The sequence below is a fragment of the Roseateles toxinivorans genome, from assembly GCF_004362525.1.
Lineage (GTDB): Bacteria > Pseudomonadota > Gammaproteobacteria > Burkholderiales > Burkholderiaceae_C > Paucibacter > Paucibacter toxinivorans.
In genome coordinates, this window is the sequence record NZ_SNXS01000004.1 from 108,699 (window position 1) to 132,513 (window position 23,815).

The 23,815-nt window shown below is 65.9% G+C and carries 23 protein-coding genes; 12 read left to right on the plus strand and 11 right to left on the minus strand.

What is annotated here, in order from left to right; all coding sequences use genetic code 11:
- The first annotated feature begins 5 nt into the window (after nt 1-5).
- Nucleotides 6-308: a flagellar basal body protein gene (locus DES47_RS15685; RefSeq protein ID WP_133701685.1), complete on the plus strand. Its 303-nt coding sequence runs from the start codon at nt 6-8 to the stop codon at nt 306-308.
- Between the two features lie 4 nt (nt 309-312).
- Here the strand turns inward: DES47_RS15685 and DES47_RS15690 are convergent, their stop codons facing one another.
- The gene (locus tag DES47_RS15690) at nt 313-618 is read right to left on the minus strand and encodes a 2Fe-2S iron-sulfur cluster-binding protein (RefSeq protein ID WP_133701686.1); all 306 of its coding nucleotides are present in this window, start codon (nt 616-618) and stop codon (nt 313-315) included.
- Between DES47_RS15690 and DES47_RS15695 the strand changes: the two genes are divergently transcribed.
- Both DES47_RS15695 and DES47_RS15700 read left to right on the plus strand, forming a co-directional pair.
- Nucleotides 617-1,906 carry an MFS transporter gene (locus DES47_RS15695; RefSeq protein ID WP_166652027.1) on the plus strand — a complete coding sequence of 430 codons (1,290 nt, stop codon included), beginning with the start codon at nt 617-619 and terminating at the stop codon, nt 1,904-1,906. The two genes, DES47_RS15690 and DES47_RS15695, sit on opposite strands and share 2 nt — an antisense overlap.
- Nucleotides 1,907-2,213: 307 nt before the next feature.
- Nucleotides 2,214-2,687: a hypothetical protein gene (locus DES47_RS15700; RefSeq protein WP_166652028.1), complete on the plus strand. Its 474-nt coding sequence runs from the start codon at nt 2,214-2,216 to the stop codon at nt 2,685-2,687.
- Between the two features lie 53 nt (nt 2,688-2,740).
- Here DES47_RS15700 and DES47_RS15705 read toward each other — a convergent pair whose 3' ends face one another.
- From DES47_RS15705 to DES47_RS15725, 5 genes are read right to left on the minus strand one after another with little or no spacing between them, the layout of a single operon-like run.
- Nucleotides 2,741-4,609: an ABC transporter ATP-binding protein gene (locus tag DES47_RS15705; protein WP_133701689.1), complete on the minus strand. Its 1,869-nt coding sequence runs from the start codon at nt 4,607-4,609 to the stop codon at nt 2,741-2,743.
- Nucleotides 4,610-4,643: 34 nt separating this feature from the next.
- Nucleotides 4,644-6,143: a diguanylate cyclase domain-containing protein gene (locus DES47_RS15710; protein WP_133701690.1), complete on the minus strand. Its 1,500-nt coding sequence runs from the start codon at nt 6,141-6,143 to the stop codon at nt 4,644-4,646.
- A gap of 39 nt (nt 6,144-6,182) precedes the next feature.
- On the minus strand, nt 6,183-7,607 hold the full coding sequence (gene dbpA, locus DES47_RS15715; protein WP_133701691.1) for an ATP-dependent RNA helicase DbpA: 1,425 nt from the start codon (nt 7,605-7,607) through the stop codon (nt 6,183-6,185).
- 34 nt (nt 7,608-7,641) lie between these two features.
- Entirely contained in the window at nt 7,642-8,277 is a 636-nt protein-coding gene (gene queE / locus DES47_RS15720; protein WP_133701692.1) for a 7-carboxy-7-deazaguanine synthase, read from the minus strand.
- A gap of 2 nt (nt 8,278-8,279) precedes the next feature.
- Nucleotides 8,280-9,377: a 6-carboxytetrahydropterin synthase gene (locus tag DES47_RS15725; RefSeq protein ID WP_133701693.1), complete on the minus strand. Its 1,098-nt coding sequence runs from the start codon at nt 9,375-9,377 to the stop codon at nt 8,280-8,282.
- 171 nt (nt 9,378-9,548) lie between these two features.
- Here DES47_RS15725 and DES47_RS15730 point away from each other — a divergent pair, with 171 nt between their 5' ends.
- The 3 genes from DES47_RS15730 to DES47_RS15740 all read left to right on the plus strand — a co-directional run bounded on the left by DES47_RS15730 (nt 9,549) and on the right by DES47_RS15740 (nt 12,406).
- A complete protein-coding gene (locus DES47_RS15730; RefSeq protein WP_133701694.1) occupies nt 9,549-10,499 on the plus strand; it encodes a carbon-nitrogen hydrolase family protein in 951 nt (316 codons plus the stop codon).
- 34 nt (nt 10,500-10,533) lie between these two features.
- Nucleotides 10,534-11,379 carry a phytanoyl-CoA dioxygenase family protein gene (locus DES47_RS15735; protein WP_133701695.1) on the plus strand — a complete coding sequence of 282 codons (846 nt, stop codon included), beginning with the start codon at nt 10,534-10,536 and terminating at the stop codon, nt 11,377-11,379.
- 145 nt (nt 11,380-11,524) lie between these two features.
- Nucleotides 11,525-12,406, plus strand: a complete 882-nt coding sequence (locus DES47_RS15740) for a transposase (RefSeq protein WP_133701696.1) — start codon at nt 11,525-11,527, stop codon at nt 12,404-12,406.
- A 74-nt stretch (nt 12,407-12,480) separates the two neighbouring features.
- Here the strand turns inward: DES47_RS15740 and DES47_RS15745 are convergent, their stop codons facing one another.
- From DES47_RS15745 to DES47_RS15765, 5 genes are all read right to left on the minus strand, one after another.
- Nucleotides 12,481-13,284, minus strand: a complete 804-nt coding sequence (locus DES47_RS15745; RefSeq protein ID WP_133701697.1) for a peptidylprolyl isomerase — start codon at nt 13,282-13,284, stop codon at nt 12,481-12,483.
- 106 nt (nt 13,285-13,390) lie between these two features.
- Nucleotides 13,391-13,666, minus strand: coding sequence for a BolA family protein (locus tag DES47_RS15750; RefSeq protein WP_133701698.1), 276 nt, complete (start codon nt 13,664-13,666; stop codon nt 13,391-13,393).
- Nucleotides 13,663-14,316 (minus strand): septation protein A, encoded by a 654-nt coding sequence (locus DES47_RS15755; RefSeq protein WP_133701699.1) that lies wholly within the window; start codon nt 14,314-14,316, stop codon nt 13,663-13,665. The genes DES47_RS15750 and DES47_RS15755 overlap by 4 nt, the downstream gene beginning before the upstream one ends.
- An 87-nt stretch (nt 14,317-14,403) precedes the next feature.
- Nucleotides 14,404-14,814 carry a peptide-methionine (R)-S-oxide reductase MsrB gene (gene msrB / locus DES47_RS15760; protein ID WP_133701700.1) on the minus strand — a complete coding sequence of 137 codons (411 nt, stop codon included), beginning with the start codon at nt 14,812-14,814 and terminating at the stop codon, nt 14,404-14,406.
- Complete coding sequence (locus DES47_RS15765) at nt 14,811-16,334, minus strand: protein adenylyltransferase SelO (RefSeq protein WP_133701701.1); 1,524 nt, start codon at nt 16,332-16,334, stop codon at nt 14,811-14,813. Before DES47_RS15765 ends, msrB begins: the two co-directional genes overlap by 4 nt.
- Nucleotides 16,335-16,417: 83 nt before the next feature.
- Here DES47_RS15765 and DES47_RS15770 point away from each other — a divergent pair, with 83 nt between their 5' ends.
- From DES47_RS15770 to DES47_RS15795, 6 genes are all read left to right on the plus strand, one after another.
- Nucleotides 16,418-18,067, plus strand: coding sequence for a 3-(methylthio)propionyl-CoA ligase (locus DES47_RS15770; protein WP_279537338.1), 1,650 nt, complete (start codon nt 16,418-16,420; stop codon nt 18,065-18,067).
- Between the two features lie 164 nt (nt 18,068-18,231).
- Nucleotides 18,232-19,470: a branched-chain amino acid ABC transporter substrate-binding protein gene (locus DES47_RS15775; RefSeq protein ID WP_133702158.1), complete on the plus strand. Its 1,239-nt coding sequence runs from the start codon at nt 18,232-18,234 to the stop codon at nt 19,468-19,470.
- Between the two features lie 151 nt (nt 19,471-19,621).
- Nucleotides 19,622-20,599 carry a branched-chain amino acid ABC transporter permease gene (locus DES47_RS15780; RefSeq protein WP_243748365.1) on the plus strand — a complete coding sequence of 326 codons (978 nt, stop codon included), beginning with the start codon at nt 19,622-19,624 and terminating at the stop codon, nt 20,597-20,599.
- A 393-nt stretch (nt 20,600-20,992) separates the two neighbouring features.
- Nucleotides 20,993-22,288, plus strand: coding sequence for a branched-chain amino acid ABC transporter permease (locus DES47_RS15785; protein ID WP_133701703.1), 1,296 nt, complete (start codon nt 20,993-20,995; stop codon nt 22,286-22,288).
- A complete protein-coding gene (locus DES47_RS15790; RefSeq protein WP_133701704.1) occupies nt 22,285-23,067 on the plus strand; it encodes an ABC transporter ATP-binding protein in 783 nt (260 codons plus the stop codon). Before DES47_RS15785 ends, DES47_RS15790 begins: the two co-directional genes overlap by 4 nt.
- The gene (locus DES47_RS15795; RefSeq protein ID WP_133701705.1) at nt 23,064-23,771 is read left to right on the plus strand and encodes an ABC transporter ATP-binding protein; all 708 of its coding nucleotides are present in this window, start codon (nt 23,064-23,066) and stop codon (nt 23,769-23,771) included. The genes DES47_RS15790 and DES47_RS15795 overlap by 4 nt, the downstream gene beginning before the upstream one ends.
- The last annotated feature ends 44 nt before the right edge of the window (nt 23,772-23,815 follow it).

A 23,815-nucleotide genomic window follows, 5' to 3' on the forward strand; every position in this document is an offset into this window, starting at 1 on the left:
GCAGCATGGGTTCAATTTCTTCGATTGCCAGATCCGGCCTGAATGCCGCCCAGTACAGCCTGGGCGTCACGGCCCACAACATCGCCAACGCGCAAACGGCCAATTTCCGCCGTCAGCAGGTGGTGCAAGAGGCCCAGGAAACCGGCGGCGTCAGCGTCAGCCTGCGCCAGGCTGCCCAGCCCGCCGGCGACACCATGGCCAATGACTTCGTCCAGCAGATGGTCGCCAGCTACGCCTTCAAGGCCAATGTGCTGACCCTGCAGACCGAGCAGAAGATGATGGGCAGCCTGCTCGACATCGAGGCCTGAAGACTCAACCGAATACCGACACCATCCCCGGCTGATCCAGCACCAGATCGGTGCGTGCGATCGCCACACAGGGCAGTATCCAGCCCTCGGCCTTCTCTTCGGCACTGAGGCCCGGCCACTCAATCACATAGCTGATTTCCCCGGTCCGCAGCCTGCAGATGCAGCTGCGGCAGGTGCCGTTGCGGCAGGAACTGGGCAGGCGCCAGCCGGCCGCCAGCGCGGCGATCAACACCGTTTCCTGTTCGCCGACCTCGAAGGCGATGGCCGACGGCTCGATGTGTACGCGGTGCAACGATGATGTCTCGGACATGCCGCCATTGTCTCCGGCCCGCCTGCTGCACAATCCGCCGGCTACTTTCAGGGCCGAGATGGGCAATCGCTTCCAAGACTTTCACCGTGTACTGGCCGCCGAGTCGGTGTCGAATTTCGGCGCCATGCTCAGCCGGCTGGCGATTCCCTGGCTGGCCACCTTGACCCTGGCGGCCACCCCGCTGCAAATGGGTTGGCTGCTGGTGGCCGATGTGCTGGCCGGCGCGGTGGGCGGCCTGCTGCTGGGGGCCTGGATCGATGCCCGAGGCAAGCGCCGGGTGATGCTGGTCACCGATGTGCTGCGCGCCGCCGTGCTGGCCGGCCTGGGTGCGCTTGCCTGGCTGCAACAGCTGAATCTGCCCCTGCTGGTCGCTGCTGCCGCTGCCAACGGCCTGCTCACCGTGGCCTTCGAGATGGCCCGCTCGGCCTGGATGGCGCAGCGTATCGCCGATGCGAACCTGACCCGAGCCAATGCCCAGCTGGCCGTGGGCACCAGCCTGTCCGAGACGCTGGCCTTTGCTCTGGGCGGCTGGCTGTACCAGGGTCTGGGGGCGGTGCTGGCGCTGTTGGTGGACGCGCTGAGCTATCTGGCCTCGGCGCTGTGCCTGCGCGGTCTGCCCGAGGCGCCTGCCGCGGCTCAGGCAGCGCGAGAAGGCCCGGTCTGGCGGCAATGGCGGGACGACACCGCCGCCGGCCTGGCCCTGCTGTGGAGCGATTCCCGACTGCGCCTGCTAGCTGTTATCGAGGTGCTGGGGGCGCTGGCCATGAGCCTGGGCGGCACCAGCTACATGATCTTCGTCACCCGCGAGCTGGGCTTCAGCACCGGCGAGCAGGGATTGATCTTCGCCACCGGTGGCCTTGGCGCCTTGCTGGGTGCCAGCCTGGCCGTCCGCCTGGGGCGGCGCCTCGGTGGCGGGATGGCTATGGCGGCCGGGCTGGCGTTGTGCGCGCTGGGGGCGGCCTGCACGCCGCTGGCCGTCGGCGCGGGCCTGATGGCCGCGGCGCTGCTGGTGACGCAACAAGTCGTCGGCGATGCCGGCCAGACGGTGCACCAGATTCACGAACGCACGCTGCGCCAGACGCTGGTGCCTGAAGGCCTGCTGGCCCGGGTCGATGGCGGCTTGCGCAGCCTGGGCCAGGGTGCCACCTTGGCCGGTGCACTGGGTGGCGGCATGCTGGCCAGTGCCTGGGGCACGCGCCTGGCACTATGGGGTATGGTGGCGCTGATGGGTCTGGCCGCGGTGCTGGCCTGGCGGGGCCTGGCCGCTGTGCGCTCACCCCAGCCTTGATTAATTGTGTGTAAACGTCTATGCAGACTAAAGTTCTGCAAACCCCTGCCGAAATCGTGACACGGAGGTACTCGCCATGAGAGTTGACCAGACCGCTACTGCCACGCCCACGGTAACAGCGTTGCCCGCAACGCGGACCATCAAGGAAGAAACGCGCCCCCCGGTTGCCATTGCGCGCACCGAGGCCGCGCCTTCTGCTCGCGTGGACGGGCTGCGGGTTTCTATTTCGGATGCTGCACGCCAGGCTGCCAACGCGGCGGGCGCAGCTGCAGCCGCCGATTCAAGCTCGGGCGGAGAGGCCGCTGCCGTGTCGAGTGCGCAAAGCTCGGGCGTGGCCCAGCCGCTGAGCCTGATCGAAGGCGTGCCCTGGCCTGTAGGGGTCGGCCCTCCGCCACCCTGGCAGCCCGCTCAAGGGGCCGCCGGCGCCGCCAGCCTGGTGGCGCCCACGGTCACCGAGCAGAATCTGTCGCAAACCCGCCCTCCGGCAGAGGCCGAGGTGGCCCGCGAAGAGCCGCGTGCCGATGTGTCGGCCCAGGTGGCCGCGCAGGCTCAGTTGGCGGCAGCGGCAGTGCCGGCCCGCGCCAACCGCGAGCTGCCGCAGGCACAGGCACCGCGCAGCCAGGAAACCAAGCCTGAGGCGGTGCAGGCCCGCAATACCGCCGGCCTCGAGGCCCGCAACGAGGCAACTCGGTTGAACGAACGCCGCAAGGCCAGTGCGGTGTATGCCAATGAGGCCGGTCAGCAGACCCAGCAGAATCTAGCCCTCAATGTAAAGGTCTGATCAGAGCAGCATCAAGCCCGCCAGGCAAGCAGCCTGGCGGGCTTTCTTTTTGCTCAGGCCGGCAGGGCGACCGGCTCCAGCAACTCGTCGTCATCGGCCTCTTCGCCGAGGAAGCCGCCGCTCTGATGTGCCCACAGCCGCGCGTACAGGCCGCCCTTGGCGAGCAGGCTGCGGTGATCGCCCTCCTCGACGATGCGACCCTTGTCGAGCACGATCAGCCGGTCCATCGCCGCGATGGTGGACAGCCGGTGAGCGATCGCCACCACCGTCTTGCCCTGCATCAGGTTGTAGAGGCTGGCTTGGATGGCGGCCTCGACCTCGGAGTCCAGCGCGCTGGTGGCCTCGTCAAGCAGCAGTATCGGCGCGTCCTTCAGCATCACGCGGGCGATGGCGATGCGCTGACGCTGGCCGCCCGAGAGCTTGACGCCGCGCTCGCCGACATGGGCGTCAAAGGCGGTGCGGCCCTTGGGGTCGGTCAGGCTCTGGATGAAGTCGGTCGCCTCGGCACGCTCGGCCGCGGCGATCATGTCGGCATCGCTGGCATCGGGCCGGCCGTAGAGGATGTTGTCGCGCACCGAACGGTGCAGCAGCGAGGTGTCCTGCGTGACCATGCCGACCTGGGCGCGAAGGCTGTCCTGCGTGACCTCGCTGATGTTCTGCCCGTCGATCAGCACCCGGCCCTGCTCGACGTCATAAAAGCGCAGGAGCAGGTTGACGATGGTGGACTTGCCCGCGCCCGAGCGGCCGACCAGGCCGATCTTCTCGCCGGGGCGGATGTGCAGATTCAGATGGTCGATGACCTTCTTCTCGCCGCCATAGGCAAAGGTGGCCTGCTCGAAACGGATCTCGCCGCGGCTGACCTGCAGCGGCTTGGCGCCGGGATGGTCGACGACGGCATGGGGCCGGGCCAGCGTGTTGATGCCGTCCTGCACCGTGCCGATGTGCTCGAATAGCGCGGCGAATTCCCACATGATCCAGTGCGAGATGCCGTTCAGCCGCAGGGCCATTGCCGTTGCGGCGGCCACTGCGCCGACGCCGACCTGACCTTGAATCCACAGCCACAGCGTGATGCCGGCGGTGCTGGCGATCAGCAGCATGCTCAAGGCATGGTTGACGATCTCGAAGCCGCTGACCAGGCGCATCTGCGCGTGCGCCGTCTGCATGAACTCCTGCATCGCCGAGCGGGCAAAGCCAGCCTCGCGCTGCGCGTGGGAGAACAGCTTGACGGTGGCGATATTGGTGTAGGCATCGGTGATGCGGCCGGTCATCAGGCTGCGGGCGTCGGCCTGGCTCTTGGCGACCTTGCCCAGGCGCGGCACGAAGTAGCGCAGCGCCGCCACATACAGCACCAGCCAGCCGGCGAACGGGCCCAGCAGCCACAGATCGAAGCTGCCGACCACGGCCACCATGGTGATGAAGTAGATGACCACGAAGACCAGGATGTCGGCCAAGATCATCCAGGTGTCGCGCACGGCCAGGGCCGTCTGCATCACCTTGGTGGCGACGCGGCCGGCGAACTCGTCCTGATAAAAGCTCATGCTCTGGCTGAGCATCAGGCGGTGGAAGTTCCAGCGCAGCAGCATGGGGAAATTGGCCGCCAGCGCCTGGTGTTTGAGCAGAGTCTGCACGGCCACGATCAGCGGGCTGACGAACAGGATGGCGGCCAGCAGCAAGAGGCTGTCACGCTCCTGCGCCCACAGCTGGGCCGGCTCGACCTTGCCCAGCCAATCGACGATCTTGCCCATCATGCTGAACAGCAACGCCTCGAAGGCGCCGATCACCACGGTGCACAGCGTCATGCCGAGGATGAAGGGCCTCAGGCCGCGAGTCGCCGCCCACAAGAAAGCAAAAAAGCCCTTGGGGGGCGTTTGCGGCGGGGCGTCCGGATAGGGGTGAACGAGTTTTTCAAACCAGGCAAACAAGCGGGATCTCCGGATATGTAGAGGGGCCGTGCGCTCAGGCGCCGGCCTTGTCATGCCGCAGCGCGCTCTGCGCCAGGGCGATCAATTCTTCGGGCTGCTGCAGGGCATCGTCGATCTGGGCCACGCCCAGGCTGAGCGTCAAGGTGACGGGGCGGCCGTCGGGGGCATTCAAAGTGCCGGCCTGCAGCTTGGCACGTATGCGCTCGGCCACCTGCCGACCCTCGGCCAGATCGGTGTCGGGCATGACCAGGCAGAACTCCTGGCCGCTGACGCGGGCCAGCCAGTCCACCAGGCGGATGCTGCCCTGAGCCAGCTCGGCAAAGTGCTGCAGGGCCTTGTCGCCCGCCGCCCAGCCATAGCGCTGGTTCAGGTCATGCAGATGGCTGATGTCCATCCAGGCCAGGCTCAGCGGCCGGCCGTGCTTGCGCGCGCTGCCGAACTCGCGCTCCAGGCGCAGATCGAAATAGCGGCGGTTGTTGAGCTGCGTCAGCGGGTCCTGGTAGCTTTCGCGCAGCACCGCGTCGCCGGCATTCGGGCCAACCGGCTTCAGCAACTGATCCATCCGTTCGGACACCACCTTGGTCACGTTCAGCAGGTGCTGCAGCTGGGCCTGCTCCTGCGGGGTGCTGCCCAGCGGGCGTATGCCCACTGGCGCGGCATAGACCTCCAGCCGGTTGCGGCCGGCCGTCTTGGCCTCGAACACGGCCACGTCCAGCTGGCGCCACAGCTCCGGCGCGGGTGCGCCCGGCGCCAGAAAGGCCAGGCCGGCGCTGGCCGTCAGCGACAGATGGGTGGGTGCCGCACCCTCGGCCGCATGGGCGTCGATCATGAACTGGTGCTGGGCAATGCGCTGAACCAGCAGCCGAGCATCGGCCAGCAGGGTGGCGCGGTCATAGCGGCTCAAGAGGCAGACGAATTTGTCGGCGCCAACGCGGGCCAGCAGGTCGCTGGGTGCCAGCTCGCTGCCCAAGAGCATGGCCATCTGCACCAGCACCAGATCGCCGCCCAGGCGGCCATATTGCTCGTTGACCTGGCTGAACTGGTCCAGATCGAGAAAGACCGCGGCCTTGTGTACGTCGGCCGACAAGTTGACCAGACATTGCGTCAGCTCGGCGTCGAAGCGCTCGCGGTTGGGCAGGCCGGTCAGTGCATCGGTCTGGGGCGGCGCGGCGCGCTTGACCTGGCTGGCACGCCGGGCCAACCGCTCTAGCCGCAGCGCCAGCAGGTCGGCGCGCGGGGTGAACGGCGCCAGATCGTCGTGCTCGGACAGATAGCCCAGCACGCTCAGCTCCTGCGCCTCGGCGCTGGTCAGCACCAGGGTGGGGCGGGTGTCCTGCAGATACTCGGCCTGCAACTCGTCCGGGCCGGCAAAGGCATAGGCCGGCAGCACGCGCAACTCGGCCTTGAGCTGCCAGGAGTCACCCGGCAGGCAAGACCTGGCACTGAGACCCAGCGCCCCCAGCGCCTCCAACAAAGGCGCCAGTTCGGCGCCCGTGTCGGAGGTGGCAACCCACACCACACGTGTTGTATCCAAGACTAGCTCCCCGCAATGCTGGGCTTATTCTGCCTGTGATCAGCGTGTCAACTCTTCGAGCAATCTGACTTTGACTTTCTTGCCCTTGACCTTGCCCGCCGACAGCTTGCGCACCGCCTCGGCGGCGATATCACGGGCCACCGCCACATAGGTGTGGAACTCGGTGATATTGATCTTGCCGACCTGGGCTGCGGTGTAGCCGGCCTCGCCGGTCAGCGCACCCAGCACGTCGCCGGGGCGTATCTTCTCCTTGCGGCCGCCGAGGATCTGCAGCGTCTCCATCGCCGGCAACAGCGGTTCGCTGCTGGCGGGGGTCAGCTCACTGAGCTGGTGCCACTTCGATTCCTGGCCCTGCATCTTTTCGATATTGCCCACGCGCCCCATCTCGTCGAGGCTGGCCAGGCTGAAAGCCCAGCCGTCCTCGTCGGCGCGGCCGGTGCGGCCGATGCGGTGGGTGTGCACCTCGATGTCGGGCGTGATGTCCACATTGATCACCGCCTCCAGCTGGGCGATGTCCAGGCCGCGGGCGGCGACGTCGGTGGCCACCAGCACCGAGATGCTGCGATTGGCGAACTGGATCAGCACCTGGTCGCGATCGCGCTGCTCCAGATCGCCATGCAGGGCCAGCGCCTTGTAACCCTGGGCCTCCAGCACGTCGACCAGATCGCGGCATTGCTGCTTGGTGTTGCAGAAGGCCAGCGTGCTGGCCGGCCGGTAGTGGGCCAGCAGCAGCGACACCGCATGCAGGCGCTGCTCCTCGGTGACCTCGTAGAAGCGCTGGCGGATCTTGCTGGCTGAATGCTGGGTGGTCAGCTTGACCTCCAGCGGGTTGCGCAGGAACTGCTTGCTCAGATTGGCGATGCCCTCGGGGTAGGTGGCCGAGAACAGCAGGGTCTGGCGCGTCTTCGGGCACTGCTTGGCGACGGTGACGATGTCATCGAAGAAACCCATGTCCAGCATGCGGTCAGCCTCGTCGAGCACCAGGGTGTTCAGCGCACTTAAGGAGAGGGTTCCGCGGTCCAGATGGTCCATCAGCCGGCCGGGCGTGCCGACGACGATGTGCGCGCCATGCTCCAGGCTGGCGATCTGCGGGCGCATCGTCGAGCCGCCGCACAGCGTCAGGATCTTGATATTGTCCTCGGCGCGGGCCAGGCGGCGGATCTCCTGGGTCACCTGGTCGGCCAGCTCGCGGGTCGGGCACATCACCAGCGCCTGGACCTCGAAGCGGCGCAGATCCAGCTTGTTCAGCAGGGCCAGCGCAAAGGCGGCCGTCTTGCCGCTGCCGGTCTTGGCCTGGGCGATCAGGTCCTGGCCGGCGAGTGCGGCGGGCAGGCTGGCGGCCTGGATGGGCGTCATCTGCGAGTAGCCCAGCTGCTCCAGATTGGCCAGCATGGCGGGCGTCAAGGGCAGGCGCTTGAAGGCCAGGGAGTCGTCGGCGGACGTGTCTTGTAAGGCGATAGTCATCGCCCGATTATCCGGGTTTCCCCCGAATGCTCTCTCAGGCGATGCCGATGACCTTGTGCATCTGCACACTCAAGCGCCATTGCGGATGGGCCATGCAGTACTCGACCGCGCGGCGTGTGTTGTCGGCGCGCAGGACGCTGTCCATCGGTTGCAGGAAGAAATGGGTGAAGTTCAGCCCCTCGAAGCGCTCGGGCAGCGCCTGCGGCTGGGGGAAGACCAGCTTCAGCTCGTCGCCCTGGGTCAGCACGATCTCGGTATCGGCCTTGGGGCTGACGCAGATCCAGTCCAGGCCCTTGGGCGGTAGCTGCGTGCCATTGGTCTCGACGGCGATCTCGAAGCCGACTCCATGTAGCGCATCGACCAGCGCCTGGTCCAGCTGCAGCAGCGGCTCACCGCCGGTGCAGACGACATAGGGCTTGCCGCCCGCACCGGCCGGCCACAGTGCGGCCACCGCCTGGGCCAGCGCCTCGGGTGTGGCAAAACGTCCGCCGCCGATGCCGTCCATGCCGACGAAATCGGTGTCGCAGAAGTTGCAGGGGGCGGTAGCGCGGTCCTGCTCGCGGCCGCTCCACAGATTGCAGCCGGCAAAGCGGCAGAACACCGACGCGCGGCCGGCCTGGGCGCCTTCACCTTGCAGGGTGAAGAACATTTCCTTGACTGCGTAACTCATGCTCAAACCGGCAGTGCCGGCCCCTCCGAGGCAGCGCTGACGATAGCGCCGCAGCCGCGTGTTTCATACAGGTCCACGCGGTCCAGCTGCGGCAGCTGGGCGCGGGCCTTCTCCAGTATCCAGGCGGCGATGCTGGCGGTGTCGCCGTCGGCCATGTCTGCGATCTCGTACAGCGGCCGGTGGTCTATGGCCTTGAAGATGGGGTCGAACAGCGTCTTCACATCGCCGAAATCGACGGTCCAGCCCATCACCGTGTCCAGCGGCGCGCTCAGGTGCAGGCGCAGGGTGTAGGTGTGGCCGTGGATGCTGCGCAGGGCGCTGCCGTCGGGGGCTCGCTTGAGCTGAATCGCGCTGTCCAGCGTCAGCTCCTTCCAGATGCGGTAGCTCTCGCCATCGAAGTTGGCGCCGCAGGAGCCGGTTTCATAGACGGTGACCCAGGACAGCTCGGGCAGCTGCGGCTTCAGCCGCTGCCACAGCCAGCTGGAGATGACCTCGCTGGTCGGGTTGTCCAGGCCGGCTATGTCGTTCAGGCACTGGTAGTTCAGCTGGTGGTGCAGCGGCGCCCAGACCTCGTCGAGATGGTCGTAGTCAATCGAAAGATCGCGTGTGCCCAGGTCCTGATTCGCATGGACGATGACCTCGAAGCCATGGCCATGCATGCGTCCGCATTTGTGGCCCAGCGGCACCTGGGGCAGGCGATGGGCGGCCTGGAAGCGGTAGCGGCGCCAGACGTGGGCCATGCCTGCGGCGTCCAGATCGACGCCCGAATGGGCCGTGCTCTGGATGCCGATCTGGGCGATGCCGGGCACGTCCAGCCGTTCACGGATCCAGCGGGCGATGTTCTCGTCGGTGGGCTGGGCAATGGTGTTGTTCAGCAGCTGGTAGTCCAGCGGCGCCAGGCACTCTTCAAGGCGGGCGCGCAGGGCCTCGACCTCGCCGCCGGGGAAGGGCGCCCAGCCGGCCGACAGATCGGCGCGCACGGTGGCCAGATAGCTGTGGCCATGCAGGCCGCGCGAGCGGTGACCGACCGGCAGCAGGGTGACCTGGGCGGCCGATTCAAAGCCGCTGGCGGCGGAAAAAAGGGTGTGGGGCGTCGTCATGCAAATACCGGTAGCGGGGAGCGGCGGGCCGTGGAAGGGCAGCGCTCAAGGCGGTATTTTCGCTGTTTCGGCGCGCTGCCGGGCAGCCGGGGCCATTTGCGCAGGATTCTGCAAGCGCCGGTCGGGCGCGGGAGCTACAAATGGCGATCACTTTTGCTCAGGGAGATAGAAATGATTTCAAGCGTGTTGACCGTGGGCCTGGCCCAGATAGCGCCCATCTGGCTGGACCGCGCGGCGACGCTGGCCAAGATGGTGGACTGGGTGGCCCGTGCCGGCCGCGAGGGCTGCCAGTTGGTGGCCTTTGGCGAGGCGCTGCTGCCGGGCTATCCCTTCTGGGTCGAGCTGACCGATGGCGCGCGCTTCGAGTCGGCGCTGCAAAAGCGCTTCTATGCCCACTATGCCGAGCAGGCGGTGCGCATCGAGCGCGGCGACCTGGCGCCGCTGTGCGCCGCCGCCCGGGCGGCGAAGTGCTGGGTGCTGCTGGGTGTGATGGAGCAGCCCGCCGCGCGGGGCCACAGCGTCTATTGTTCGATGGTCTGGATCGATCCGCAGGGCGAGGTGCGCAATGTGCACCGCAAGCTGATGCCCACCTTCGAGGAGCGTCTGGTCTGGGCCACCGGCGATGGCGCAGGCCTGCGCACCTTCGACGTCGGCCCTTTCCGCGCCGGTGGCCTGAACTGCTGGGAGAACTGGATGCCGCTGCCGCGCGCCGCGCTGCAGGCGCAAGGGGAGGACCTTCATGTGGCGCTGTGGCCGGGCAATGTGCGCAACATCATCGATCTGACCCGCCACATTGCCCGCGAGGGCCGCAGCTTTTCGCTGGCCGTCAGCGGCCTGATGCGGCGCGGCGATGTGCCGGATCACATCCCCGAGGCGGCCCTGCTGCGCGAGGTGCTGCCCGAGACCTCGGCCAATGGCGGCTCCTGCATCGCCGGGCCGGACGGACAGTGGCTGGTCGAACCGGTGGCGGACGTGGAGACCTTGATCGTCGCCCAGCTGGATCTGGCCCGGGTGCGCGAGGAACGCCAGAACTTCGACCCCAGCGGCCACTACGCCCGGCCCGATGTCTTGCGTCTGGAGATAGACCGCCGCCGCCAGCAGGTGCTGATCGAGCGCGACTAAACTGAACTTCTCACATACAGACGGAGACCTCGGCATGCTCAGCGCGGCGCAACAACAGCAGTTCCAACAAGACGGCTACCTGGTCATGCCCGGCTTCAAGTCGGCTCACGAAGTGGCCGCGCTGCGCGAACGGGCCCAGGCCATCGTCGAGGCCTTCGACCCGGGCGAGCAGAAGAGCATCTTCACCACCGACGAGACCAAGCGCCAGGACGACAGCTACTTCCTGGGCTCCGGCGACAAGATGCGCTGCTTCTTCGAGGAGAAAGCCTTCGATGCCCAGGGGCGCCTCGGCCAGGCCAAGGCCCTGTCGATCAACAAGATCGGCCACGCGCTGCACGATCTGGACCCGGTGTTCGACGCCTTCTCCCACGGCCCCGAGCTGGCCGCGCTGGCCCGTGATCTGGGTCTGGGGCAGCCGCAGATCTGGCAGTCGATGTACATCTTCAAGCAGCCAGGCATCGGCGGCGAGGTGCGCTGGCACCAGGACGCGACCTATTTCGACACTGATCCGATGAGCGTGACCACCTTCTGGTTTGCGCTGGAAGACGCCACCCGCGACAACGGCTGCCTGTGGGTGGAGCCGGGCGGCCAGCAGGGGGCGCGCGGCGTGCTGCGCGAGCTGTTCGTGCGCGACGGCGACAAGACCGAGCTGCTGAAGCTGGACGCCACGCCCTGGCCGGACGACAGCCTGGCCGTGCCGGTGGAGGTCAAGGCCGGTACCCTGGTGTGCTTCCACGGCCTGCTGCCCCACTACAGCGCGCCCAACCTGTCGCCGGTCTCGCGCCATGCCTACACCCTGCATGTGACCGACGCGCGCACCCGCTACTCGCCGCGCAACTGGCTGCAACGGGACGGAGCGCTGCCGCTGCGCGGCTTCTGACCGGGGCTTGCTGCCGCAGGCCGGGGGGCCAGGTCTCCACCGGTATTGCGCCGGTTTTGACTGCGGGTTTTCACTCCAGATTCTTTCGGGATCAGGTGCCGGGCCAGGTCTTGTCTTTTTTTCATTTTGAGCCTAGATTGCAGTCATGGCACGCCCTCTACGCATCGAATTCCCCGGCGCGGTTTATCACGTGACCTCCCGCGGTCATGCGAATGCCGCGATCTTCATGGACGACGCGGATCGGCAGTCCCTGCTGTCGGTGATTGAGCAGGGCATGGCGCGCTTCGACGCCCAGGTGCTGGCTTACAGTCTGCTGGGTGAGCACTACCAGCTGCTGCTCTACACGGCCCAGGGCAATCTGTCGCGGTTGATGCGGCATATCAACGGCGTCTACACCCAGGCCTTCAACCGGCGCCACGGCAAGAACGGCCCGGTGTTCCAGGGCCGCTTCAAGGGCGTGCTGGTGAACCGCGATCAGCATCTGCTCTCGGCCTGCCAGTATGTAGAGTCGGCGCCCAAGCGAGCCGGACTGACCCGTGGTGATGGCTACTGGCCCTGGTCCAGCCACGCCGCCCACACCCTGCAGACCGACACACCCGCATGGCTGGAGACCAAGGGCCTGCTGAGCTATGTGCTGGGCCGCGAGGCGCGCACGCCGGGGGACCAGCGCAAGGCGGCGCAGAAGTACCAGTCCTCGCTGGCGGTGTTTGACGGTGACAAATTCTGGGACGCCACCCTGCGCCACCAGATCTATCTGGGCGACGAGGCCTTTGTGGCGCGCATGCAGGCAACGGCTGGCGCCGGCAAGGGTCGGCCGGCAGGCAAGAGCGGCAAGGCCAGGAACGGCAAGACCGGCGTGGCGCAGTGGATCAAGGACAGCGACAGCCGCGAGCAGGGCCTGCTGCGTGCCTATACCGAGGGGGGCCTGAGCATGACGGCAATGGCTGATGGCCTGGGCCTTTCGGTGTCTCGGGTCAGCCGGCTGATTGCACGGGCCGAGGCGCAGCGCGGCGGCGTCCCCCGATAAGGACGGACAGGCAAGACCTGGCGCCATGAAAAAAGCCTCCCGCGGGAGGCTTTCTCATTGGCGCAAGTCTGGACTTAGCGCGAGAACTTGTAGTCCGTCTTCGCCTTGTCCTTCAGCTCGTCGCGGAACTTGGCCAGCTTTTGCTGGGCCATGCGCTGCTGGATCTGGGGCTTGACTTCCTCGAAGCCGGGGAACTGGGCTTCGCGCGTGTCTTCCAGGCGGATGACGTGGAAGCCGAACTGGGTCTTGACCGGGGTCTCGGTCATCTGGCCCTTGGTCAGCTGCGTCAGTGCCTGGCTGAACTCGGGCACATAGCTGTTGGCATTGGCCCAGTCCAGGTCACCGCCGTTTTCGGCCGAACCGGTGTCCTTGGACGACTTCTTGGCCAGGTCTTCGAACTTGGCGCCGGCCTTGATCTGGGCGATCAGGGTCTTGGCGTCTTCTTCCTTCTCGACCAGGATGTGGCGTGCGCGGTACTCGCTGCCGCTGGCCTGGGCCTTGACCTTGTCGTACTCGGCCTTGGCTTCAGCGTCGGTGACCGGGTTCTTCTTGCCGAAGTCTTCGAACAGCTCGCGTATCAGCAGGCTCTGGCGAGCCAGCTCCATCTGGGCCTTGTAGTCTGCGCTGGCGGGGATGCCGCGCTTCTCGGCTTCCTGCATGAAGATCTCGCGCAGCACGACTTCATCGCGCACCTGCGCTTCCATTTCGGGCGTGCGCTGCTGCTGGCCGTTGCGTGTGACTTGCTGAATCAGCGTGTCCGCACGCGACTTCGGCACGGCCTTGCCGTTCACGGTCGCAATGTTCTGCGCGCTGGCCGAGATGGGCAGCAGGGCAGCGGACGCGGCCGCCAGCAGGGCGGTCAGGACGATCTTCTTCATGGGGGTGTGGCCTTTCAACAGACTCGACCGGCAGTTCCTGCCGGGACATTCGACACCGCGCAAGGCGGCTGTGGGCAAATTGACGGTTTGGGAAGACTTGAAAACGTCAGCACTCCTGAGGCGTGCGGGCGTCGATGACGAGCGCATGTATGCCTTGGTGCATCAATTCACGGAGGGCATCATATACGAGGCGATGGCGGGCCACTCTTGACAGGCCGGCGAAGCGTTCGCTGACCAGGCGCACCGTGTAATGGCCGCCCTCGCGGGCACCGGCGTGGCCGGCATGGAGGTGGCTGTCGTCCCGTACCTCCAGGCCCTGCTCGCCGAAGGCCAGGGCCAGGCGCTCGCGTATGGCTTCAACGCCGGCGTGTGTCGTGCTCATGGCGTGGCATCCTTCGCGGCACCTTCGGGCGGCGTCTCTTCCTTCAGATGGGGGCTGAGGTAGAGGCCCTGGGCGATGGTGAACAAAAGGATCAGCCCGGTCGTGCCGAAAACCTTGAAGCTGGCCCAGGTGGAGGTGCTGAAGTTGTAGGCCACCAGCAGATTGAGCACACCCATGAAGGCGAAGAAGCCTATCCAGGCCCAGTTCAGGCGCTGCCAGATGGCGTCGGGCAGGGGCAGCTCCTTGCCCATCATGGCCTGGATCAGGTTCTTGCCGAAGAAGCGGGCGCTGACCCAGAAGGTCAGGGCCATGGCCCAGTACAGGCCGCTGGGCTTCCACTTGATGAAGGTCTCGTTGTGGAACCAGACGGTGGCGCCACCCAGCACGACCACCAGCACCAGGCTGATCCACAGCATTGTGTCGACCTTGCGGCGCATCAGCTTGAGCACCAGCACCTGGGTCAGGGTGGCGGCAATCACCACCAGGGTGGCCAGCAGCACCGGCGCCTCGCTGGCGCCGACGACACCGCCCTTCACCAGAAAGCCGAAATGCTGGCTGGCAAAGGCCGCCGCTGCGTCCGCCGAGCCTTCGGCGAACTTGAAGGTCGCAAAAAACAGTATCAGCGGCAGGAAGTCGAGCAGGATTTTCATGGGCGAGGTCGGGCACGGCAGGGAGCAGCGCCATCTGATGTCAGGCGGCGTATTTGGTTCAATCGCGCCAGCCCGGGCGCTGGTGTATCAAGCCTTGGGCGCGAAGTCTATCGCAGCCGAGTTGATGCAGAAGCGCTCGCCGGTCGGCTCGGGCCCGTCGGGGAAGACATGGCCCAGGTGCGAGCCGCAGTTATTGCAACGCACCTCGACCCGCACCATGCCATGGGCCTTGTCGATCACCCTCTCGACCACGGCGCTGTTCACCGGCGCCCAGTAGCTGGGCCAGCCGCAGCCGGCATCGAACTTGGTGTCGGCCTCGAACAGCGGCGTGCCGCAGCCCACGCAGTTGTAGTGGCCGGCCTCGAAATGATCCCAATACTTGCCGGTGAAGGCGCGCTCGGTGGCGGCGTGGCGGGCCACCTGGTATTGCATGGGGTCAAGCTCGGCACGCCATTGCTCGTCGGTCTTCTTGACCGGGTACTTGCTGTCGTCGCTCATGATGAACAGGAGACCTCCAGATGTTGGGCCCAGTCGGGCGGGAAGGCCGCGTCGGCGGCCACTGCAGGTTCGTCGTACGGGGACGCCAGAACTTTCAGCAGGCGTTCGACCTCGCTGAAATCACCATCGCGGGCCTGGCGTATGGCCTGCTCGGCCAGGTGGTTGCGCAGGACCACGGCCGGATTGGTGGCCAGCATCCGCGCGTGGCGCTCGGCGGGCACCGAGCGCTCCTGCGCCAGCCGGTCCTGGTAGCGCAGCGCCCAGGCGTCGAAGGCATCGCGGTCGAGGAACAGATCGCGCACGGCGCGGCGGCTGGCCTCATCGTCGGCGTCGAATCGGGACAGGCGGCGGAAGGTGATCGTGAAATCGGCGCGGGCGGCGGCCATCAGTCGCAGCAGGTCATCGACCAGCGCGCGGTCGGCATCCAGCTCGGTGGCCAGGCCCAGCTTGGCGCGCATGCGGCGCATCAGCGCCTCGGGGAAGACTGTCTTGTAGGGTTCCAGCGCGGCGATGGCCGCCTCGCTGCCGTCGTTCAAGTCATTCAACAGAGGCAGCATGGCCTGGGCCAATGCATGCAGATTCCAGAACGCGACATTGGGCTGGCGGGCGTAGGCGTAGCGGCCCTGGTTGTCGGAGTGGTTGCAGACATGGCCGGGGTCGAAGGCGTCCAGAAAACCGAAGGGGCCGTAATCCAGGGTCAGGCCCAACATCGACATATTGTCGGTATTCATCACGCCATGGCAGAAACCCACCGACTGCCAGGCCGCCATCAGTTCGGCGGTCTGGCGGGCCACTTTCTCCAGCAAGGCCAGATTGGGATTCTCGGCGGCCAGGCATTCGGGTGCGTGGTGCTGAATCATGAAGTCGGCCAGCTCGCGCAGCGCGGCGTGCTGGTCGTCATTGGCGATATGGGCGAAGTGCTCGAAATGACCGAAGCGCAGAAAGCTCGGCGCGACGCGGGTGACGATGGCCGCCGTCTCCATCTCCTCGCGGCGCACGCCCAAGTGCGAGCCGGTGATGCACAGCGCCCGGGTGGTCGGTATACCCAGGGCGTGCATGGCCTCGGAGCAGAGGAATTCACGGATCGACGAGCGCAGCACGGCGCGGCCATCGCCCATGCGGGAGTAGGGCGTCAGGCCCGCGCCCTTGAGCTGCACATCCCACAGGCCCTGGGGCGTCATCGTTTCACCGAGGCTCAGCGCCCGGCCATCACCCAGCTGGCCGGCCCAGACGCCGAACTGGTGGCCGCTGTAGACGCTGGCCAGTGGCCGCATGCCCGGCCACAGCGCATTGCCGCTGACGACCTCCAGCGCGCCGGGTTGCTGCCACCAGTCCGCGGCCCAGCCCAATGTCTGCGCGCAGGCCTCGCTGCGCGCCACCCAGTGTGGGGCGGGGGCGGGGCTGGGCGGCAACTCGGTGTAGAAGCGGTTGCCGAGCGCTGCAATGCGTTGCGACCAGGCGGGAGGCGAGGGAACTTCGGGCGCTGTTTCGGGTCGCGTCAGACCGGTGTCGGCAAGCATCGTCGCAGTGTAACGAGGGTGACTTTGACCCGTGAATTGCAGGGGTAAACTGAACTGAACACACCAGCAACAGGAGACAAGCAATGCCAGCCTTGATGGGTCAGATGATGCAGATGCCGCTGCTCATATCGTCCTTGATCACCCATGCGGCGCGCCACGCGGCCGACACGGAGATCGTCAGCAAGCGCAACGAGGGCGATCTTCACCGCTACACCTGGAAAGACGCCGAACTGCGCTCGCGCAAGCTGGCCCAGGCGCTGGCCCGGCTCGGCTGTGAGGCCGGCGACCGCGTCGGCACGCTGGCCTGGAACGGCTACCGTCACCTGGAGATCTACTACGGCAGCTCGGGGTCGGAGCTGGTTTGCCACACCATCAATCCGCGGCTGTTCCCGGAGCAGATCGTCTGGATCGCCAATGACGCGGCCGACAAGGTGCTCTTCTTCGACCTGAGCTTCCTGCCCCTCGTGGAGAAGATCGCCGCCCAGTTGCCGACCGTGCGCCACTTCGTGCTGATGACGGATCGCGCCCATATGCCGGCCGCCAGCGTCATACCGGATCTGCTGTGTTTTGACGAACTGGTCGAAGCCGAAGATGGCCACTACCAGTGGCCCGAGTTCGACGAGAACACTGCATCGTCGATCTGCTACACCTCGGGCACGACCGGCCATCCCAAGGGCGCCGTCTACAGCCACCGCTCGACCCTGCTGCACGCCTTCGGCTCGGCCCTGCCCGATGCGATGGACTGCTCGGCCAAGGACGTGATTCTGCCGGTGGTGCCGATGTTCCACGTCAACGCCTGGGGCCTGCCCTACAGCGGGGCGCTGGTCGGCGCCAAGCTGGTGTTCCCCGGCCCGCACCTGGACGGCAAGTCGCTGTACGAGCTGTTCGAGGGTGAGCAGGTCAGCTTCAGCGCCGGCGTGCCAACGGTATGGTTGGGCCTGCTGACCTATATGAAGGCCAACGGCCTGAAGTTCAGCAGTTTCAAGCGCACCGTCATCGGCGGCTCGGCCTGCCCTCCGGCAATGATGAAGACCTTGCAGGAGGACTTCGGCGTCGAGGTGATCCACGCCTGGGGCATGACCGAAATGTCGCCGCTGGGCACCTTGGCCAAGCTCAAGGCCAAACACCTCAAGCTGAGTGCCGCCGAGCAGACCCAGCTGTTGCAGAAGCAGGGCAAGGTGATCTACGGCGTGGACATGACCGTGATCGACGACGATGGCAAGGAACTGCCCTGGGACGCGCAGAGTTCGGGCAATCTGGTCGTGCGCGGGCCCTGGGTGATAGAGCGCTACTTCCAGCGCGACGAGTCGCCGCTGGTCGAGATTCCAGGCAAGCGCGGCTGGTTCCCGACCGGCGACGTGGCCACCATAGACGCCGACGGCTTCATGCAGATCACCGACCGCAGCAAGGACGTGATCAAGTCCGGCGGCGAGTGGATCAGTTCGATCGATCTGGAGAACATCGCCATGGCCCATCCGGCCGTGCACGAGGCGGCCGCCATCGCCGCCCGCCATCCGAAATGGGACGAGCGGCCGCTGCTGGTGGTGGTGAAGAAGCCCGATGCGCAGGTCACCAGCGAGGAGTTGTTGGCCTTCTTCGAGGGCCGCATCGCCAAGTGGCAGATACCGGACGATGTCGTCTTCGTCACCGAGATTCCACACACCGCCACCGGCAAGATACAGAAGCTGAAACTGCGCGAGCAGTTCAAGGACCACCGACTGGCGACGCTGTGAATTTTGGGGGGGGCTGTCCCGTTTGCGACAAGCTGCACGGGTAGTCCCTAAACCCAAGGGCCGGACCATCCATTAAGGTCGAGCGGATACCGAACAACATGGAGACAAGCATGATGACGCTGCGTATTTCGACACTGAGTCTTGGCCTTGCCCTGGGCTTGTGCATGGCCTCTCAAGCTCAGGCACAGGCTGCCAAACCGGCGGCGGCGCCGGCCAAGGCGGCCGCGCCTGCGGTGAACCTGAAGGAGACCGTCAAGATCGCCTGGATCGATCCGCTGTCGGGCCTGATGGCGCCGGTGGGCCAGAACCAGCTGAAGAGCTTCCAGTTCTTCGCCGAGAAGTTCAGCCAGAACAACCCGGCCGGTGTGAAATACGAAGTCATCGGCATCGACAACAAGCTGAGCCCGGCCGAGAGCCTGAATGCGCTCAAGTCGGCCATCGACCAGGGTGTGCGCTATGTCACCCAGGGCAATGGCTCGGGTGCGGCCACGGCCATCATCGACGCCGTCAACAAGCACAACGAGCGCAACCCCGGCAAGGAAGTGATCTACCTGAATCACTCGGCCGTGGATCCCGATCTGACCAACAGCAAATGCAGCTACTGGCACTTCCGCCTCGACGCCGACACCTCGATGAAGATGGAGGCACTGACCACATTCATCAAGGACCAGCCCGAGGTCAAGAAGGTCTTCCTGCTGAACCAGAACTATGCCCACGGCCATCAGGTGGCGCGCTTTGCCAAGGAGCTGCTGGCGCGCAAGCGTCCGGATGTGCAGGTCGTCGGTGAGGATCTGCATCCGCTGGCCTCGGTGCGCGACTTCGCCCCCTATGTAGCCAAGATCAAGGCCTCGGGCGCCGATTCGGTGATCACCGGCAACTGGGGTTCGGACCTGTCGCTGCTGATCAAGGCCGCCAATGAGTCAGGCCTGAACGCCAAGTTTTACACCTACTACACCGGCGTCACCGGCACACCGACGGCGTTGGGTGCCAACGGAGCCGGCCGCGTCTACCAGATCGCCTACAGCCACTACAACATGGGTGGCGAGATGGGCAAGTGGATGACCGAGTTCAAGCAGAAGTTCAATGACGACTTCTACACCGGCAGCGTGATCCACGCCTACACCCTGTTGAACCAGGCCTTCGTCAAGGCCAAGTCCACCGACCCGGTCAAGGTGGCCGCGGCGCTGGAAGGCCTGAAGGCGCAGAGCTTCAACGGCGAGGTCGAGATGCGCAAGGCCGACCACCAGCTGCAGCAGCCGCTGTTCCTGACGGTGTGGCAGAAAGCCGATGCCAAGTACCCGTACAGCCCCGAGAACACCGGCTACACCCTGGTGCCGGTGAAGACCTTCGAGTCCTATGTCTCGAGCACGCCGACCTCCTGCCAGATGAAGCGTCCCACCTGATGCCTTTGAAGCGCCCGTGAGGGGTGCCCGGGCCCGTCGGAGGCAACTTCGCCGGGCCCGTTTTTTTCTGTGGTGGGGGTAGGAGGGGTAGGATTTGGACCAGATCGTCATCAATGTCTTGAACGGACTCAGCTCAGGGCTGCTGCTGTTCATGCTCAGCTCGGGCCTGACGCTGATCTTCAGCATGATGGGTGTGCTGAACTTCGCCCATGCCAGCTTCTACATGCTGGGCGCCTACGTTGCCTATGCGCTGGTGGGCATCATGAATTTCTGGCTGGCGCTGCTGCTGGCGCCGCTGATCGTCGGCCTGCTGGGTGCCGGCTTCGAGCGTCTGGCGCTGCGCCGGGTGCACAAGTTCGGCCACGTGCCCGAGTTGTTGATCACCTTCGGCCTGACCTATGTGATCCTGGAGTTGGTGCAGCTGATCTGGGGCCGCTCGTCGCTGACCTTTCCGCCGCCGCCCGCCCTGCAGGGCTCGGCCTTCACCATCATCCAGTCGTCGGCCGACGGCCTGCGCCTGATGCTGGGCGCCGCCCCGGCCGAGGTCTGCCGCCCGGCCGACGCGGCGATCCAGGTCGTCTGCTCCACCTTCCCGGCCACCCGCGCCTTCATGATGCTGGTGGCCCTGCTGATGCTGGTGGCGCTGTGGCTGCTGCTGACGCGCACCCGCATCGGCCTGGTGATACAGGCGGCGCTGAGCCACCCGGAAATGACCGAGGCGCTGGGCCACAACGTGCCGCGGGTGTTCATGCTGGTGTTCGGCAGCGGCTGTGCGCTGGCCGCGTTGGCTGGTGTCATCGGTGGCATCACCTTCGTCACCGAGCCCTCGATGGCGGTGCTGGTCGGGCCCATCATCTTTGTCGTCGTCGTGGTCGGCGGCATGGGCTCGCTGTCGGGGGCCTTCGTCGGCTCGATCCTGATCGGCCTGCTGCAGACTCTGCCGCTGACGGTCGATGGCTCGCTGGCCACCCTGGCACGTTCGCTGGGTTGGATGGTGACCCAGGACACGCCGGGCTATCCGGTCCTCAAACTGACGCTGGCCCAGGTGGCGCCCATCCTGCCCTACCTGCTGCTGGTCTTGATACTGATCTTCAGGCCCAAGGGTCTGTTGGGCACGCGGGATGATTGAGATGAAACTGATCGAGTCTTCACTGTTTGCCGATGCTTGGCGCCTCGCTGTGTTGGTGCGGCAGAGGGAGCGGGGGGCCGGCCACTGCGGGCTGAAGCTTGGGCCGTTCCTGAACGGACCGACCTCCAGCTTCCCTATGCCCGCCGTGGCCAGCCCGCCGCCCCCTCTGCGGATGCGCTGGTGGCCGCAAACCCGGAGCAGGGCGAGCGTCCTGTTGCACTACGGCCGCAGCAGGGATGAGGGCGTGCCGGCCGCAGCGGGCATAGAGAAGCCGGAGTCCGGTCCGTGCAGGACGGGACTAGGCTTCAGCCCGCAGCGGCCGGCGCGCCCTCGTCCCTGCCGCGACACGTTGAATATGTCGTGTGCCGCACCACGCGCGATGGAGCCAGTGAGATGAGCGGTACGCAGAGCTTCCACTTCAAACCGTACAACGTCGGCCGCTGGATCATCTGGGGCCTGTTCGCCGCGGTCCTGATCGTCGCGCCGCTGCTGTGGACCAGCAGCCTTGCGCAGACTTTGCTGAGCCAGATCGGCATCGGCATCATCGCCTGCCTGGCCTACAACGTCCTGCTGGGGCAGGGCGGCATGCTCAGCTTCGGCCATGCGGTGTACAGCGGGCTGGGCTCCTACCTGGCGATCCACACCTTGAATATGGTCGGCGCGGGCACGCTCAACCTGCCGGTCAGCCTGGTGCCCATCGTCGGTGGTTTCGGCGGCCTGCTGTTCGCGGCCCTGTTCGGTTATGTCAGCACCAAGAAGTCGGGCACGCCGTTCGCGATGATCACCCTGGGCCTGGGCGAGCTGATCTGGTCGATGTCGCTGATGCTGCCCGAGTTCTTCGGCGGCGAGGGCGGCATCTCCAGCAACCGGGTCATCGGCAAGCCCTTTCTGGGCATCACCTTCGGCCCGCAGATCCAGCTCTACTATCTGATTGCCGTCTACTGCTTTGTCTGCACCGCCCTGCTGTTTGCTCTGACGCGCACGCCGCTGGGCCGCATGCTCAATGCGGTGCGCGACAACCCGGAGCGCGTCGAGTTCGTGGGCTACGACACCCAGTGGGTGCGCTTCATGGCCTTTCTGATCTCGGGCTTCTTCGCCGGCATCGCCGGTGGCCTGGCGGCGCTGAACTTCGAGATCGTCACCGCCGAGGTGGTGGGCGCGCTGCGCTCGGGCGGCTATCTGCTGTTCACCTTCCTGGGCGGCGCGACCTTCTTCTTCGGCCCCATCATCGGCGGCGTGTTGATGGTGCTGGCCGGCGTGCTGCTGTCGGAGCTGACCAAGGCCTGGCTGCTCTATCTCGGACTGATCTTCCTGTTCATGGTGATGTATGCGCCTGGTGGCTTCTCCAGCCTGATCATGATGAATCTGCGCGTCGCCGCCTACGGCAAGCTGCGCCAGCTCTGGACCGGCTATCTGGCCCTGGCCGGCACGGCCATGACCATTCTGGTCGGCGCCGCGGCGATGATAGAAATGATGTACCACCTGCAGCTCAACGAGGCGCTGGGTCCGCAACTGACCTTCCTCGGCGCGAGCCTCAACAGCAAGGGCCTGGACAGCTGGTTCGGTGCGGGCTTCGTGCTGGTCATAGGCCTGCTGCTGTTCGAGCTGAGCCGGCGCGTGTTCAAGCAGCAATGGGATCTTGTGCAGGAAGAGATCGAGAAAGACATCAAGCGGAGAGAGTCGCTATGAGCAGCAGCACTCCGTTCGCGTTGGAGCTGAAGGACTTGCGCAAGCAGTTCGGCAAGACAGAGATCATTCGTGGCGCCAGCCTGGCCGTGAATGCCGGTGAGCGGGTGGCCATCATCGGGCCCAATGGCGCCGGCAAATCGACGCTGTTCAATCTGATCAGCGGCCGCTTCGCGCCCACCAGCGGCGAGGTGCTGCTGCACGGGCAGCGCATCGATGGCCACAAGCCCTATGAGATCAACCGCCGCGGCCTGAGCCGCAGCTTCCAGGTCTCGAATCTGTTCACGCGGCTGTCGGTGTTCGAGAACATTCGCTGTGCCGTCCTGTGGTCCATGGGCTACCGCTATGCCTTCTGGAAGTTTCTGGCCGATCTGGATGATGCCAATGACCGTGCCGACGCGGTGCTGGAGATGATCAAGCTCGACAGGAAGCGTGACGTGCTGGCCATCAACCTGACCTACGCCGAGCAGCGGGCGCTGGAGATCGGCATCACCATCGCCGGCGGCTCCAGCGTGATCCTGCTCGACGAGCCGACCGCCGGCATGAGCCAGAGCGAGACGCGGCGCTTTGTGCAACTGATACGCGACGTGACCGTCGGCAAGACCCTGCTGACCGTGGAGCATGACATGGGCGTGGTGTTCGGCCTTGCCGACAAGATTGCGGTGCTGGTCTATGGCGAGGTGATCGCCTTTGACGAGCCTGAGGCGGTGCGCGCCAATGCCCGCGTGCAGGAGGCCTATCTCGGCTCGGTGGTCGCCGATGCGCAGGGAGCTGCGGCATGAGCACAAGAACGCTGAGGCTGGAGAACCTGCATGCCTTCTACGGCAAGAGCCATGTGCTGCATGGCGTCAGCCTGGAGGTGCGGCCGGGTGAGATCGTCAGCCTCCTGGGCCGCAATGGCTCGGGCCGCTCGACCACCGTCAAGACCATCATGGGCCAGGTCGATGGCCAGGGCACGGTGAGCTGGGGCGAGGAGTCGATATTGGGCCGCAAGTCCTACCAGATCGCCCAACTGGGCCTGGGATATGTGCCCGAGAACCGCGACATCTTTCCGAAGCTGACCGTGCACCAGAACCTGATGCTGGGTGAGAAAGGCGGCAAGAAGGCCGGCCGCTGGAGCTTCGAGGACATGTACCAGATGTTCCCCCGGCTCCGAGAGCGCCAGCACACCGAGGCCGGCGTGCTGTCGGGCGGCGAGCAGCAGATGTTGACCCTGTGTCGCACGCTGATGGGCGACCCGGACCTGATCATGATCGACGAGCCCACCGAGGGCCTCGCGCCCAAGATTGTCGAACTGGTGGCCGAGTACCTTAAGGAGCTGCAGCGGCGCGGCATCTCGGTGCTCCTGGTCGAGCAGAAGCTGGCGATTGCGCTGGAGATCTCCGAGCGCTGCTATGTGATGGGCCACGGCCGTATCGTGTTCGAGGGCACGCCGGCCGAGTTGCGCGCCAATGCCTATATCCGCAAGGAGTGGCTGGAGGTTTGAAGGCGCACCCGGATTGGCATCCGGGCTACGAATACCTCATGTAG

Bases quoted from the DNA above. Each gene is read 5' to 3' on its own strand.
- dbpA (WP_133701691.1), bottom strand. From the start codon at position 7,607: ATGACTATCGCCTTACAAGACACGTCCGCCGACGACTCCCTGGCCTTC.
- DES47_RS15690 (WP_133701686.1), bottom strand. From the start codon at position 618: ATGTCCGAGACATCATCGTTGCACCGCGTACACATCGAGCCGTCGGCC.
- DES47_RS15780 (WP_243748365.1), top strand. From the start codon at position 19,622: ATGCTCAGCTCGGGCCTGACGCTGATCTTCAGCATGATGGGTGTGCTG.
- DES47_RS15795 (WP_133701705.1), top strand. From the start codon at position 23,064: ATGAGCACAAGAACGCTGAGGCTGGAGAACCTGCATGCCTTCTACGGC.
- msrB (WP_133701700.1), bottom strand. From the start codon at position 14,814: ATGAGCGACGACAGCAAGTACCCGGTCAAGAAGACCGACGAGCAATGG.
- DES47_RS15725 (WP_133701693.1), bottom strand. From the start codon at position 9,377: ATGACGACGCCCCACACCCTTTTTTCCGCCGCCAGCGGCTTTGAATCG.
- queE (WP_133701692.1), bottom strand. From the start codon at position 8,277: ATGAGTTACGCAGTCAAGGAAATGTTCTTCACCCTGCAAGGTGAAGGC.
- DES47_RS15740 (WP_133701696.1), top strand. From the start codon at position 11,525: ATGGCACGCCCTCTACGCATCGAATTCCCCGGCGCGGTTTATCACGTG.
- DES47_RS15750 (WP_133701698.1), bottom strand. From the start codon at position 13,666: ATGAGCACGACACACGCCGGCGTTGAAGCCATACGCGAGCGCCTGGCC.
- DES47_RS15735 (WP_133701695.1), top strand. From the start codon at position 10,534: ATGCTCAGCGCGGCGCAACAACAGCAGTTCCAACAAGACGGCTACCTG.
- DES47_RS15785 (WP_133701703.1), top strand. From the start codon at position 20,993: ATGAGCGGTACGCAGAGCTTCCACTTCAAACCGTACAACGTCGGCCGC.
- DES47_RS15685 (WP_133701685.1), top strand. From the start codon at position 6: ATGGGTTCAATTTCTTCGATTGCCAGATCCGGCCTGAATGCCGCCCAG.
- DES47_RS15730 (WP_133701694.1), top strand. From the start codon at position 9,549: ATGATTTCAAGCGTGTTGACCGTGGGCCTGGCCCAGATAGCGCCCATC.
- DES47_RS15745 (WP_133701697.1), bottom strand. From the start codon at position 13,284: ATGAAGAAGATCGTCCTGACCGCCCTGCTGGCGGCCGCGTCCGCTGCC.
- DES47_RS15790 (WP_133701704.1), top strand. From the start codon at position 22,285: ATGAGCAGCAGCACTCCGTTCGCGTTGGAGCTGAAGGACTTGCGCAAG.
- DES47_RS15755 (WP_133701699.1), bottom strand. From the start codon at position 14,316: ATGAAAATCCTGCTCGACTTCCTGCCGCTGATACTGTTTTTTGCGACC.
- DES47_RS15695 (WP_166652027.1), top strand. From the start codon at position 617: ATGCCGCCATTGTCTCCGGCCCGCCTGCTGCACAATCCGCCGGCTACT.
- DES47_RS15765 (WP_133701701.1), bottom strand. From the start codon at position 16,334: ATGCTTGCCGACACCGGTCTGACGCGACCCGAAACAGCGCCCGAAGTT.
- DES47_RS15770 (WP_279537338.1), top strand. From the start codon at position 16,418: ATGCCAGCCTTGATGGGTCAGATGATGCAGATGCCGCTGCTCATATCG.
- DES47_RS15775 (WP_133702158.1), top strand. From the start codon at position 18,232: ATGGCCTCTCAAGCTCAGGCACAGGCTGCCAAACCGGCGGCGGCGCCG.